12 protein-coding genes are annotated in these 12874 nt (G+C 61.2%); 5 read left to right on the top strand and 7 right to left on the bottom strand.

From position 1 onward, the window contains the following. The first annotated feature begins 24 nt into the window (after positions 1 to 24). Positions 25 to 1356 carry a phosphoribosylamine--glycine ligase gene (gene purD / locus ACLLJI_RS19080; protein WP_283559039.1) on the top strand — a complete coding sequence of 444 codons (1332 nt, stop codon included), beginning with the start codon at positions 25 to 27 and terminating at the stop codon, positions 1354 to 1356. After that, the gene (locus ACLLJI_RS19075) at positions 1353 to 2255 is read left to right on the top strand and encodes a phosphoribosylaminoimidazolesuccinocarboxamide synthase (protein ID WP_434615680.1); all 903 of its coding nucleotides are present in this window, start codon (positions 1353 to 1355) and stop codon (positions 2253 to 2255) included. Before purD ends, ACLLJI_RS19075 begins: the two co-directional genes overlap by 4 nt. Before the next feature lie 30 nt (positions 2256 to 2285). Here the strand turns inward: ACLLJI_RS19075 and ACLLJI_RS19070 are convergent, their stop codons facing one another. Next, positions 2286 to 2504, bottom strand: a complete 219-nt coding sequence (locus ACLLJI_RS19070) for a hypothetical protein (RefSeq protein ID WP_434615677.1) — start codon at positions 2502 to 2504, stop codon at positions 2286 to 2288. A 27-nt stretch (positions 2505 to 2531) separates the two neighbouring features. Continuing rightward, positions 2532 to 3776, bottom strand: coding sequence for a helix-turn-helix domain-containing protein (locus ACLLJI_RS19065; RefSeq protein WP_283559036.1), 1245 nt, complete (start codon positions 3774 to 3776; stop codon positions 2532 to 2534). 931 nt (positions 3777 to 4707) lie between these two features. Here ACLLJI_RS19065 and ACLLJI_RS19060 point away from each other — a divergent pair. Beyond that, the gene (locus tag ACLLJI_RS19060) at positions 4708 to 5100 is read left to right on the top strand and encodes a helix-turn-helix domain-containing protein (RefSeq protein ID WP_434615674.1); all 393 of its coding nucleotides are present in this window, start codon (positions 4708 to 4710) and stop codon (positions 5098 to 5100) included. Positions 5101 to 5108: 8 nt separating this feature from the next. Here ACLLJI_RS19060 and ACLLJI_RS19055 read toward each other — a convergent pair whose 3' ends face one another. Both ACLLJI_RS19055 and ACLLJI_RS19050 read right to left on the bottom strand, forming a co-directional pair. Next, a complete protein-coding gene (locus tag ACLLJI_RS19055) occupies positions 5109 to 6818 on the bottom strand; it encodes a UvrD-helicase domain-containing protein (protein ID WP_434615671.1) in 1710 nt (569 codons plus the stop codon). Positions 6819 to 6823: 5 nt separating this feature from the next. After that, positions 6824 to 8026, bottom strand: a complete 1203-nt coding sequence (locus ACLLJI_RS19050) for an ATP-dependent nuclease (RefSeq protein WP_434615668.1) — start codon at positions 8024 to 8026, stop codon at positions 6824 to 6826. Positions 8027 to 8115: 89 nt separating this feature from the next. On the opposite strand from ACLLJI_RS19050, the gene ACLLJI_RS19045 reads away from it, so the two are divergent. Both ACLLJI_RS19045 and ACLLJI_RS19040 read left to right on the top strand, forming a co-directional pair. Continuing rightward, complete coding sequence (locus ACLLJI_RS19045; protein WP_434615665.1) at positions 8116 to 9204, top strand: IS630 family transposase; 1089 nt, start codon at positions 8116 to 8118, stop codon at positions 9202 to 9204. A gap of 60 nt (positions 9205 to 9264) precedes the next feature. Further along, positions 9265 to 10350 carry an IS630 family transposase gene (locus ACLLJI_RS19040; RefSeq protein WP_434615662.1) on the top strand — a complete coding sequence of 362 codons (1086 nt, stop codon included), beginning with the start codon at positions 9265 to 9267 and terminating at the stop codon, positions 10348 to 10350. A gap of 4 nt (positions 10351 to 10354) precedes the next feature. On the opposite strand, the gene ACLLJI_RS19035 is transcribed toward ACLLJI_RS19040, so the two are convergent. The 3 genes from ACLLJI_RS19035 to ACLLJI_RS19025 form a co-directional block, all read right to left on the bottom strand. Then, the gene (locus ACLLJI_RS19035) at positions 10355 to 10975 is read right to left on the bottom strand and encodes an AAA family ATPase (RefSeq protein ID WP_434615659.1); all 621 of its coding nucleotides are present in this window, start codon (positions 10973 to 10975) and stop codon (positions 10355 to 10357) included. Between the two features lie 93 nt (positions 10976 to 11068). After that, positions 11069 to 12139 carry an AAA family ATPase gene (locus tag ACLLJI_RS19030; RefSeq protein ID WP_434615656.1) on the bottom strand — a complete coding sequence of 357 codons (1071 nt, stop codon included), beginning with the start codon at positions 12137 to 12139 and terminating at the stop codon, positions 11069 to 11071. After that, positions 12129 to 12866, bottom strand: coding sequence for a DUF6414 family protein (locus ACLLJI_RS19025; protein WP_434615653.1), 738 nt, complete (start codon positions 12864 to 12866; stop codon positions 12129 to 12131). Before ACLLJI_RS19025 ends, ACLLJI_RS19030 begins: the two co-directional genes overlap by 11 nt. Between the last annotated feature and the right edge of the window lie 8 nt (positions 12867 to 12874).

The following is a 12874-nucleotide window of genomic DNA, read 5'->3' as shown; positions in this document are numbered from 1 at the left end:
GTCGGGGCAAAGTACCCTTGAAGCGTGAAGGTTCTCGTGATTGGCCCCGGTGGCCGCGAACATGCCATAGTCCGTTCCCTGCTCAGCGACCCCAACGTTTCCGAGGTTCACGCTGCCCCCGGCAATGCCGGCATCGGCAAGCTGGTGCCGACACACAGCGTGGACGCTAATGACCCGGCAGCGGTGACGGCTTTGGCCACCCGCCTGACGGTGGATCTGGTCGTCGTCGGCCCCGAGGCACCGCTGGCCGCGGGAGTTGCCGATGCCGTCCGCGCGGCCGGCATCCCCGTTTTCGGCCCCGGCAAGGAGGCCGCCCGGCTGGAGGCGTCCAAGGCGTTTGCCAAGCAGGTCATGGCCGAAGCAGGCGTTCCAACCGCGATGGCCCGGGTCGCCAGCAATGCCGAGCAGGCCGCAGACGCGCTCGATGCCTTTGGCGCCCCGTTCGTAGTCAAGGACGACGGACTCGCGGCGGGCAAGGGCGTTGTGGTCACCTCGGACCGTGCCGAAGCGCTGGCCCACGCGCAGAGCTGCTTCGACGCCGGCGGCGAGGTGGTCATCGAAGAGTTCCTGGACGGCCCCGAAGTGTCGCTCTTCGTGCTCGCCGACGGCCGAAGCGTGGTTCCGCTGGCCCCGGCACAGGATTTCAAGCGTATTTTCGATGGCGACGAGGGCCCGAACACCGGCGGCATGGGGGCCTATTCGCCGCTGGACTGGGCGCCAACGGGTCTGGTCGAGGAGGTCATCTCCCGCGTGGCCCAGCCCACCGTCGATGAAATGGCCCGCCGCGGGACTCCCTTCGTGGGCGTGCTCTACTGTGGGCTGGCGCTGACCAGCCGTGGGATGCGGGTGATCGAGTTCAACGCGCGTTTCGGGGACCCGGAAACGCAGGCTGTGCTCGCCCGGCTGAAGACGCCGCTGGGCGGCCTGCTGATGGCGGCCGCGCGCGGCCAACTGGACGAGGCCGAGGACCTGCGTTGGTCGCCAGACAGTGCCGTCGCCGTCGTCCTGGCGTCCGAAAATTACCCGGACGCGCCGCGCATGGGCGACAGGATCCGCGGCCTGAACAAGGCCAACGCCCTGGAGCAGGTGCATGTGCTGCACGCCGGAACGGCGCTGGACGACGACGGCAAGACCGTCAGCGCGGGCGGCCGGGTGCTCGCCGTGGTTGCCTTGGGAATCGATCTGGAGGAGGCCCGCGAACGGGCCTACGACGGCGTCTCGCTGATCAAGCTGGACGGCTCACAGTACCGCCGCGATATCGCGGCGAAGGCGGCTCGCGGGGAAATCACCGTACCGGCGGCCAGCTGCACCGGTCCAATACCTGTCACCGGTCAGGGACAGGCGGACCGGCTGTGAGCGCGCCGCAATTGGCTGGCTGGCAGCACATATACTCCGGAAAGGTCCGGGATTTGTACGCTCCGGCGGACGAGAATCCCGTGACGGCCGGTGACGATGTGGTGCTCGTGGTGGCCAGCGACAGGATCAGCGCCTACGACCACGTTCTGGCCACCGGGATTCCGGACAAGGGGCGCATCCTCACGCAGCTGAGCCTGTGGTGGTTCGAGCAGCTGGACGTGCCAAATCATGTGCTCGGCAGCACCGTTGCCGACGGCGTGCCGGCGGAGGTTGCCGGCCGTGCGATGATCTGCAAAAAGCTTCGGATGTTCCCTGTGGAATGCATCGCCCGCGGCTACCTCACCGGCTCCGGGCTGCTGGAATACCGGCAGACGCAGACGGTCTGCGGCCTGCCGCTGCCCGCCGGGCTGACAGACGGCTCCCGGCTGGAGCGGCCCATTTTCACACCCTCGGCCAAGGCTGAGGTCGGCGAGCACGACGAAAACGTCACCTTCGCCGCCGTCGTCGATACCGTTGGCGCCAACCATGCGGCGTCGCTGCAGGCCCTTACACTGAAGATTTACGCGCGGGCGGAGCAAATCGCCCGGGCCCGGGGCATCATCCTGGCCGACACCAAAGTGGAATTCGGGATCGACTCTGCCACCGGCACCATCACGTTGGGGGACGAGGTGCTGACACCCGATTCATCCCGGTTCTGGGACGCGGACCAGTGGGCACCGGGCCGGACGCAGCCGAGCTTTGACAAGCAGTATGTGCGTGACTGGCTTACGGGGGCGGAATCCGGCTGGGACAAGTCCTCTGACGCGCCGCCGCCCGCCTTGCCGGACGCCGTCGTCGAGCGCACCCGCGGGCGTTATGTGGAGGCGTACGAAAAGCTGACCGGCCGCACGTTCGTCTGAGACGGAGGGCTGCCGGCTGGCTTCCGGCGGCTATTTCCGGCGGCCGCAGACGAAGTAGAGGATCGGGCTGGCGAAATTAATGAACGAGCACGCCACCCAGATCGCCTTCGGGCCGTTGACCTGGGCGGACGTCCGTTTCTTCAGATCCGCCAGCGCAGCGGCCTGCAGCCCGAGCTGGGCCGCCGTCAGCGCCAGTTTTGCCAGCCGTTTCCGGCCCGATGTGTTTTTCCCATTCTGCCTGCTCGCCATCACCGTCTCCTGTCGTTGGCTCCGCAGCTAGCCCATCCGGCCTGCCGCTCGGATTTCCAGTATATTATCCAACGCGAGAGCCACCCGGTCCGCTGCTCCGGCACTGGCAAACTGGTCCTTGGCCTCCGTCAGGAGTTCCATCGCCTCCGGGAACTGGCCCATCGCCTTGCGGGTCTTGCCCAGCAGCAGTGCGACCTCGCCGGCGGTATGCCTGGCTAAGTCGTCCCGCTGGCGGTAGATGTCCGAGAGAAGCTCGACGGCGGGCTCCAACGCCCCCGTCAGGTACAGCCAGCGCGCACGGATCAGCGCAACTTCAAGCTCGTCCGAAAGGTTTGCCCCCACCACAGACTGTGCCAGTTCGGCGCGTTCAATGGCTTCCAGGGTCTCCGGTTCCACCACACCCGCGGACAGGCGCACCGACGCCGTGGCCTTGTTGAAACGGGCCCACAGGGCCAGATCACTTGCCGGCGAAAGCAACCGTCCCGCCTTGGCGTGATTGGCGAGACCTTGCTCAACGTCGTTGCGCATGAAGGCGACATTGCCGATCACCCAGTACATTTCGCCGGCCAGCTGGGGGAGCATGGATTCGTCCTCCAAAGCGGACAGTGTCTGGCAGTGCACCCACGCGTCGTCGAGCCGGCCGCTTTCAGAAAGAGCCGCGATCAGAGTCCGCACGGCGGCGATGTAGGCATTTGACTCCTGCGGCAGGGAAGCGCCGCGGGTAACGGCCACGGTGGCATGCTCCACGGCCTCGGGCAGCTGCCCCAGCCCCAGGCAGGCCGAGGCCATCAGCTGGCGCGCACGGACCTCCAGCCCGGCCGTCTCCTGGGACAGCGGATGCCTTAGAACCGTGCCGATGACCTCTTTGCACTTGGCGTACTCTGCATTTTTCAGCAGTGAACTGGCATGCAGATGCGCCATGTTCCACCAGGACACAATGTCTTTGTTCTGCTGCGCCATCAGCGCTGCTTTTTCCGCGTGGAGTGATGCCAGGGCGTAGTCTCGCATATCCCAGGACTGGCGCGCGTAGAGGACCGCCAGCAGGTAGCCCGTCTCCTCCGCCGAGACCGGAGTGGTCCACTCCTGGACCGCATGCGGGGCAAGCTGGAGCTGTTTTGCCAGCTGAATTATGACCTCGGGCGTGGGTTCGCGCCGGGCGTTTTCAAGTAATGAAACGTAACTTGCGGAGTATAGGTCGCCTCCGAGCTCAGCCTGGGTCAGACTTCTGGCCAGTCTTTCGGCTCGTAGGCGGTCCCCGAAACTATTGCCCACTGTTTCCTCCTTGTTTGCCTCGCGGCCCGGCGCAAGGTCTGTAACTATTGTGACACCTGGTTTACACTCGATTTTACAATTGTTGTCAACAATTGAAAACCCGCACTTTCACCATCCAACCCGAAGGCTGATTTCATGAACAGGTTTGCAACATCTCTTACCATCGCTGGCGTCGTGGCTGTGGGCGCGCTTGCCGTGCCGGCAACGGCGAACGCGGCAGAGCCAGCGACGGTGTCTGGGGCAGCCACGCCTGCTCGGGTGGGGAATTGGCCGGATGCGTCGCCTGCTCGGGTGGGGAATTGGCCGGATGCGTCGCCTGCTCGGGTGGGGAATTGGCCGGATGCGTCGCCTGCTCGGGTGGGGAACTGGCCGGATGCGTCGCCTGCTCGGGTGGGGAACTGGCCGGATGCGTCGCCTGCTCGGGTGGGGAACTGGCCGGATGCGTCGCCTGCTCGGGTGGGGAACTGGCCGGATGCGTCGCCTGCTCGGGTGGGGAACTGGCCGGATGCGTCGCCTGCTCGGGTGGGGAACTGGCCGGATGCGTCGCCTGCTCGGGTGGGGAACTGGCCGGATGCGTCGCCTGCTCGGGTGGGGAACTGGCCGGATGCGTCGCCTGCTCGGGTGGGGAACTGGCCGGATGCGTCGCCTGCTCGGGTGGGGAACTGGCCGGATGCGTCGCCTGCTCGGGTGGGGAACTGGCCGGATGCGTCGCCTGCTCGGGTGGGGAACTGGCCGGATGCGGCCGTTTTGCCCTCTGCCCCGACGCTCGGTGCCTGGTGGACCACCGTTTGGGGACCCGCGTAGAAACTGGCGGGCGCGTACTCAGTCGCCCGTGAAAATCTGCAAAGTAAAGCCCGCTCCCGGATAACGGAAGCGGGCTCTTTTGCTGGTCGAGGTCCTTGCAAGTTACTCCAAGCGTGGTTGCCACAAAATGGACCAGCTCACTACGATCGCCGCTGCACTGGAGCACATGGATGCTAGCCGTGCCAGGCCACGCCCGCCGCAAGCCATGCCGAAGACGCAGCGCTACCGGATCGCCGATCGCTTCAGTTCGGATGAACTCGCCCAGCTCGTTGCTCGATACAAAGCCGGCGAGATGAGTACGACATTGGCTCACGAAAACGGCATCGCCAAGTCAACCTTCCTGCGCTTACTAACTGAGCATGGCGTGCGCGCCAGGCCTCGGGGTCTGACGCCAGCCAAGGAGAAGGAGATTCTTCGTCTCCGCAAGCAGGGGATGGTCATCCGCGACATCGCCAAACGGGTCGGATGCAGTTATGACACTGCCAGACTTTTCCTGCTGAGTAGGGCTGCAGGCGAGTGAATGTGTCGCTAAGAATGTCCGGCAAGTGGAAGTGCGCCGTTTGGCCGGATAATAACCACCTGATGCCGTGCCCGCGTGATGCCAACCCTCAGGAGGCGTCGGGCTGCAAAGCGCTCCGCCTCCGAGTCGTTGTCCCGGAAGAAGGTGCCCTGATATTGGCCCTCTATCAGTAATACCCCGTCGAATTCTTTGCCTTTTGCTTTGTGAATGGTCATGAGCACGCAACCTCGGGCATCGCGTTGGTCCGACTGGAGTTTGCCCGCTTCGAGCGCTCGCCGCACAAGATCGATCGCGCGGCCGTAGCTGCCGTGTTGGTCCCAGGCCGAGGCAAGACGACTCCCGATCTCATCGGTGGCACGGAAGAGCCTCACGAATTTGGCGTTCGCTAGTAAATCCGCCAGGTCATTCCCAGCAGCAAGCAGGTCGCGCGCTTGAAGCCAATCCTTAGCCGGATCACCCTGTAGCACCAGCCCACCTTCGTACGTAGCGGTAAGTGTCTTGGCGCTGGTGAGCCGCTGTGCATCACCTTTGCGTGCTCGCTCGGCAGCCGTCCTATATCGCTCGCCGGCCTGTCGTGCCGCCTGGCTGGAGCTGACGGCATTTTTCACCTCAAAGTAGTCGGCTATGCGGTCGAAGGTTTGGCTGAGCGCGGCATCCTTGGCATGGCTTTCCCATTCAAGGATGGATGCCACCACCAGTGCGGCGGCCGCTGTGAGATCGGCATCCCATAGGACATCGTGCTCGACTGGGCGAAGCGTTCTTCCATTGAAGGTGTGCTCTTGACTTAGAACTCCCGACAGTTTGCCGACCAGTGAGTTTGTGCGCGCGAGCACCACGACTGAGGGGTGTACGACGCCAGCCTTGCGCAGCGAGGCGAACATCCAGATGACAGCAGCATGTACGGTGCTATCGAAAGCGTTTGCCCAGTAGGAGTGCGTGATGACATCCCTTGTTTCTGGCAAGGCGCGATTAGTGAGGACGGCGTTAGCGTACTGTAGAATTCCCGCGTCCGGGCTGCAGTGATTTTCGCCGCTTAGGTCGAACTCTGTCGGGCTGAGGTGCTCGCGTAAGTGATTCAGGCGCTCTGGGTCTACGCGGGCGTCGTAGTCGAAAATCCGCTGATCTGGGTCAGCCATAAAGACGGTCTTTGATCTGACCGAGAGTGCCTTTACGAGCGCCCATTGTGCATCATCTGTGTCTTGGAACTCATCCAGGATGATCACTGGGTATCTGCTTGCTATGAGGCTGGCGATCGACTCCGTATCGGCGACGAGTTGGGCGGCGGCAGCGGCGAACTGACTAAAAACGTAGCGGCCGTCATCGCGAGCGAGCCGCTCAGCTTCGGCGCTCCAGTCGCCCTGGAAGGAAGCTTTTGTGAGGTTCTCGGCTCCTGGATAGACGATGCGAGGAGTGCGGCCCGTAAGTAGTCGTCCGTGTGCTCGCAGGATGTCCATCGCGAAGGCGTGATAAGTGCGCACGGCAATCAGACGCCGCTCTTCTGTGCGCAAGATATCACGGCAGCGGATCTCCACCTGGCGGACTGCGGCACGAGAGAAGCTGAGGAAGAGGATCTCCTGACCAGGCTGCATGGCATGGAGCATTGACTGAGCTTTTAGGAGCGACAACGTAGTTTTTCCTGAACCTGGCCCCCCGAGCACGAAGATCGGGCAGTCGTGCTCCAGTGCACTGCGGGCATTCTCAGAGAGTTGCACCTTCACGATGTCTACTCCTCGGGTTCCAGGGCGTCTTCCCGTATAGGGTCATCCTCATCCAGGGCGAGCTCAGGCTCATGTGCGAGTTGCTGATCTATAACCAGAAGCGCATTGCGTATGAACGCGGGCAGGTCTGCTTCTGTCTGGCATTGTTCGATGAGTGTGCCTGTATAGCCGAAGCCAAACGCATCACCCTTACGAGCCTTTAATACCTTCGCCGTCAGATCAGCCACTTCATCATCCGCAACCTGCGCTGCTACGTACGGATGACTTGTCGGATAGTCGTCGCGCTGTACTACCTCATCAAGAAAGCTTCGTAGCACGCGCGTTGGAACCTGCTTTACGAGGATCTGTTCAATGCCCGCCTCGGGCGACTCCCAAAAACTGTCGAAAGATTCGATATTCTCCGCGGCGTCCGCTGCATCTGGAACATTCAGTTTGTCGCGCATGCCGTAGACCCGCTTGCCGAGTGCTTTGAAGATCGGCGCGTATCGAGGCACTTCGCGGTCGCTCCCCGCATTGAATAGGGATACGCCGCTGAGGTCGATGTGCGAGTAGTCCTCTCGGAAATGTTCAAGCGCGGTCGAGACGGCGTGTACTGCAACCATCTCTGTCTGGCCCTCGAGAACGAACACGGCGCGACTCAGGATTCCTTCCGCGAATTGTCGGCGCTGCGAGCGATAAGTCTTCGGCTTAACGCTCGCGGTGTTTATCGGTGTGCCTGAGAACGTATTGCCGTCGCGCGAGAGAATAACCACGTTCTCTGGGTCGAACTGCTCGATCACGTAGGGCGAGTGAGAGGTGACGATTGATTGTCCCATTTGCTGCACTACATACTTAGTGACGCGCCGCTGGGTGTGGGGTGGAAGAGCGATCTCCGGCTCCTCCATTACGAAAATGACCGATTTATCCTCCTTGAGATCGGCGATAATCGTTAGCAGAGCGAAGACCAACAGGTTGATCGAGCCGGTGCCTTGCTTGGCGAAGGGCACGGAGTGGTTGCTTGGCTGGGTTGCGACGAAGAGCCTGACAACTTCGCGCAGGTGCTCGCGTGTAAGATCCGACGCAAAGAAGGCGGCGGAATCTTCGCCTGGCGCAAGATTGACGAACTTACCGAGGCGAGTCCGGATCCTCTCTCGAATCGCCTTGAGCTGCTCGATCTCTCCGATTGCTGGGTCCAGGGCCTGCAGCGACCCGAGTGCATCCTGCCACATCTCTGACGCGCCATCGCCACCGATCCGAAGGATGGTGTCTAGTGGTGTGTCTCCAAAATAGTTTATGACTTGTGGATTAAACTGGGAACATGTCGAATCCAGCTCCCGCATTGACCCTCACCGACGCCCAGCACGAGGTCTTGGAGGCCCTGTCCAAGTCTCGGCTTGCTTCACATCGCGAGGTGCAGCGGGCGCAGGTTCTCCTGATGGCTGCCGAGGGCCTGGCTAACGAGTGGATCTCCCGGGTGGTGGGTGTAAGCCCGGCGACGGTGCGGGCTTGGCGTGCCCGGTTCGTAGGGGAAGGGCTGAAGGAGTTCGGCAAGGTCAAGGAGGGGCGGGGGCGCAAGCCGGCGATCCCGGAGTCGAAGATCGCCGAAATCGTTGAATTGACGCGGTTTTCCAAACCGGAGGGTGCGACGCATTGGTCGGTGCGGTCCATGGCGGCACGTGTCGGTGTGTCTCCGGCGCAGGTGCAGCGGATTTGGGCGGCACGTGGGCTGAAGCCGCACCTGATCAAGACGTTCAAGCTCTCCACCGATCCGAACTTTGACGAGAAGCTCATTGATGTGTGCGGGCTGTACCTGAATCCGCCGGAGAACGCGATGGTTTTCTGCATGGATGAGAAGACCTCGATCCAGGCTCTTGACCGTTCCCAACCGTCCCTGCCGATGGTCAGGGGTCGGGCCGAGACCGTAACGCATGACTACAAGCGCAACGGAACCACCACGCTCTTCGCGGCCTTGGAGGTCGCCACGGGAAAGGTCCTGGGATCCTGCGTGCCCAAGCACCGGCACGATGAATTCCTGGGGTTTCTAAAAACCATCGAGAAGGAGGTCCCCAAGGGCCTTCAAATCCACCTCATAGTGGACAACTATGCGACCCATAAGCATTCGAACGTGAAAGCGTGGCTGGAGAAGAACCCGCGGTTTCACCTGCATTTCACCCCAACCTCCTCCTCCTGGCTGAACCTGGTGGAGCGCTGGTTCAGGGACCTCACGGAGAGGGCACTGCGCCGCGGGGTCTTCCACTCGGTGCCGGATTTAATCGAGAAAATCGAAGCCTACATCCGCGTCAACAACGAGAACCCCACGCCGCTGATTTGGACAGCGACCGCCGACTCCATCATCGAAAAAGTCCGCCGCGGACGCGTAGCCCTCCAAGCCACAAAACAAAACTGAGACACTACACTAGTGGTGTGTCTCCAAAATAGTTTATGACTTGTGGATTAAGCTGGGAACATGTCGAATCCAGCTCCCGCATTGACCCTCACCGACGCCCAGCACCAGGTCTTGGAGGCCCTGTCCAAGTCTCGGCTTGCTTCACATCGCGAGGTGCAGCGGGCGCAGGTTCTCCTGATGGCTGCCGAGGGCCTGGCTAACGAGTGGATCTCCCGGGTGGTGGGTGTAAGCCCGGCGACGGTGCGGGCTTGGCGTGCCCGGTTCGTAGGGGAAGGGCTGAAGGAGTTCGGCAAGGTCAAGGAGGGGCGGGGGCGCAAGCCGGCGATCCCGGAGTCGAAGATCGCCGAAATCGTTGAATTGACGCGGTTTTCCAAACCGGAGGGTGCGACGCATTGGTCGGTGCGGTCCATGGCGGCACGTGTCGGTGTGTCTCCGGCGCAGGTGCAGCGGATTTGGGCGGCACGTGGGCTGAAGCCGCACCTGATCAAGACGTTCAAGCTCTCCACCGATCCGAACTTTGACGAGAAGCTCATTGATGTGTGCGGGCTGTACCTGAATCCGCCGGAGAACGCGATGGTTTTCTGCATGGATGAGAAGACCTCGATCCAGGCTCTTGACCGTTCCCAACCGTCCCTGCCGATGGTCAGGGGTCGGGCCGAGACCGTAACGCATGACTACAAGCGCAACGGAACCACCACGCTCTTCGCGGCCTTGGAGGTCGCCACGGGAAAGGTCCTGGGATCCTGCGTGCCCAAGCACCGGCACGATGAATTCCTGGGGTTTCTAAAAACCATCGAGAAGGAGGTCCCCAAGGGCCTTCAAATCCACCTCATAGTGGACAACTATGCGACCCATAAGCATTCGAACGTGAAAGCGTGGCTGGAGAAGAACCCGCGGTTTCACCTGCATTTCACCCCAACCTCCTCCTGGCTGAACCTGGTGGAGCGCTGGTTCAGGGACCTCACGGAGAGGGCACTGCGCCGCGGGGTCTTCCACTCGGTGCCGGATTTAATCGAGAAAATCGAAGCCTACATCCGCGTCAACAACGAGAACCCCACGCCGCTGATTTGGACAGCGACCGCCGACTCCATCATCGAAAAAGTCCGCCGCGGACGCGTAGCCCTCCAAGCCACAAAACAAAACTGAGACACTACACTAGTAGAGAGCCGCGCTGCATACTGAGTGCTCGAGTTCCAGTGCGCAGAGCTCGAAGGAACACAAATGCACAGAGGCGCTTGTGACCGCGAGTGAATGGTGCTCTGCCGCCGCCGAGTGAGGCGCGCTCATCCTCGTCGAGTTCGTCCAGCTCTGGCGTTGGGTGGTCAAAGAACGTCTCACCGATAAAGTCGTCCTCATCGCGGTCGTAGCGCCCGATGAACACGACAGGAAGCGCCCAAGTTGTGCCGTCGCCATCTGCTGATGCGAGTCCGCCCGGCTCCTCGTCGAGGAAGGAGAGGCTTGCATCATCCCAGCGTCGGACATGTTGGAAGAAGCGTCGCAACTGCTCATCTGATAGGTCCGTCAGTACGGCACGAACGCGTATCTCACGGGGGTTGTCGCCGTCGCCCCGATAGTCACCGCGAAAGAAATCATGCTCGTCAATAACGGGTCGACGGTAGAGGCGCTCCGGTCCTAGCACGAGTTCCAGCGCCTCGCATACGGTGGACTTGCCGATATTGTTTCCACCAACCAGCAGCGTGTGCTGTTGGAATACCACGCGTCCCGTCGCGATGCCCCGGAAGTGTTCTATTTCTAATTGTCTAACCCTCATGCACCAAGCTCCTCTCACTGGGCGGCGCTGGGCTGATCGGCGCCTCTTCACTCAATACAGCGCGTACAAGTACCAAGGAGATAACTTCGTCGACTACTTGCCGAGCTTTCGGACGTTGCCAGATTTGTCGGCTAGCGGGTACAGAGTGGCCTTGATCTCGTCGCGCTCCAGTCGAGATTGTTCATCTGGCGCGAGTTTGGTGAAACGATTCTCGACGAGTCGGTCTATGACTTGCCTGATCTCGTCCTTAGATAGTGGATTGAATCGAACCAGAGAATCGAACCGAGAATAGAGGGCGTCGCCGAGCGCCTCGCGGATATTGTTCTCGGAGCTGTAGTTCGAAGTGCAGATGATCAGGGATGACCCAAGCTGCACGCTATAGTTCTTGTCCTCAAATACGCCGCTGTCAAAGAGTTGATAGAATGCGCTGTGGAAGACGGAGTTCGCCTTATCGAACTCGTCGATCAAAATGACACCAGATTCTCGGTCGAGCAGGTCGTGTGCGAATGAGGCTTCCGAGTGTGTTCCCCCGAACAGATACGAGGCGAACTTCTCGTTGTGGAACATGGAGAACTGCTTGCGCATCAGCGTGCCGACAAGTAGGTCATTGACGAACTGGGCAGTCTCGGTTTTGCCGACTCCGGACGGGCCGTAGAACATCAATACCACCGGCTTGGTATGTCGGGTCGTAGTGAGCGGATACAGTGCGGCGAGCAAGGATTCCTTTACGGCAGCCTGACCAACTAAGTGGCCTGCAAAGCCATCACGAAATCGGACGAGGGTCTCCCGCGTCACCGCGGGGTATTCGTACCGTTTCACGTCGGTAGGGAAGGCACGTTCAAGCTGAGCGTGAACATTCGCCGGAGGGTTGTGTAGATGCAGGTGCTCGGGATTGACTGTGCGGATCAGCCCCGCGAAATTCGTGATGACGTGCTCGTTCAAGCTCGCATAGTCGCTGGACTCTGACACAACGCGCTTCGGCCGAGGTGCGGTTTCCTCAGGATCAGGCGCCTGCTGGCCTTCAACGACGTGGGTGTGGCGGCGGTTGGCCTCGTCACGCTCGTTGACGATCTCAAATAACCCCTCGCGCTTCTTCTTCCCGAGCTGCTCCTCGAACCACGACATCGGACCGTAATAGAGGGTCACCTTGATATCACCCGTCATGCTGGACTCCTGCGAGGATCACGTCGTAGACGTCGAGGAGATCATCACTTTTGGCGAGCTTGCCATCGACGAGTTCAGCCGCGGTCAATGGCTGATTGTCTGTTTCGACCGACATCTCCGCCTGCATGCCGAGACCATGTTCTGTTGTTTGTCCGACGAGAACGCCATGGAAGACGAGCCGCATCCGGCTGAGGTCGGTCAGGCCGTAGTTGTTCCGGAACGCTTTGATGTTGAATCGTAGTACGCGCTTCGAGCCATTTGCATCCTCACCAAGCAGTTCGTAGTAGCCTTTAGCGCCCGCGAGGGCTTCGTCGAGCCGCGCTAGATCGATGCCCTGGTCCTCGGTTTTGGCGATGACCATATACGGCGTGAACATCTTCATGTACGCCATTGAGTCCTCGGGGGCGGTCACGCGCAGACCGCTCAGCCGCGTAATCCGCTCGTCGTCCGTGACCTGCGCGAGATAATCAGTCAAGATTGTGTTGGACAGCGTCTTACTAAGAAGGCTCCGTCCAGCGCTTGATACATCAACTCCGGCGCTTGTCTCGGCCGACGCACCGATAAAGGGAAGCCAGCTAAGCTTCGCCGCCACGCTCGTCTCGACCCGCGCCTGCATGTCCCTGGTGCGTTCCTTGACATGCTCGCTGGTCGAGACCGACTTACCGCCAACGGAGATGTCAAGGTAATCCGAGGCCGACTCCTCATCGAAATACACGATCTTGATCATGGAAGAAG

Origin of the sequence: Arthrobacter sp. A5 (genome assembly GCF_051131705.1) — a bacterium.
Taxonomy (GTDB): domain Bacteria; phylum Actinomycetota; class Actinomycetes; order Actinomycetales; family Micrococcaceae; genus Arthrobacter_M.
The sequence above is the reverse complement of the archived record's forward strand: the minus strand, read 5'-3'. Positions and strand labels throughout refer to the sequence as shown.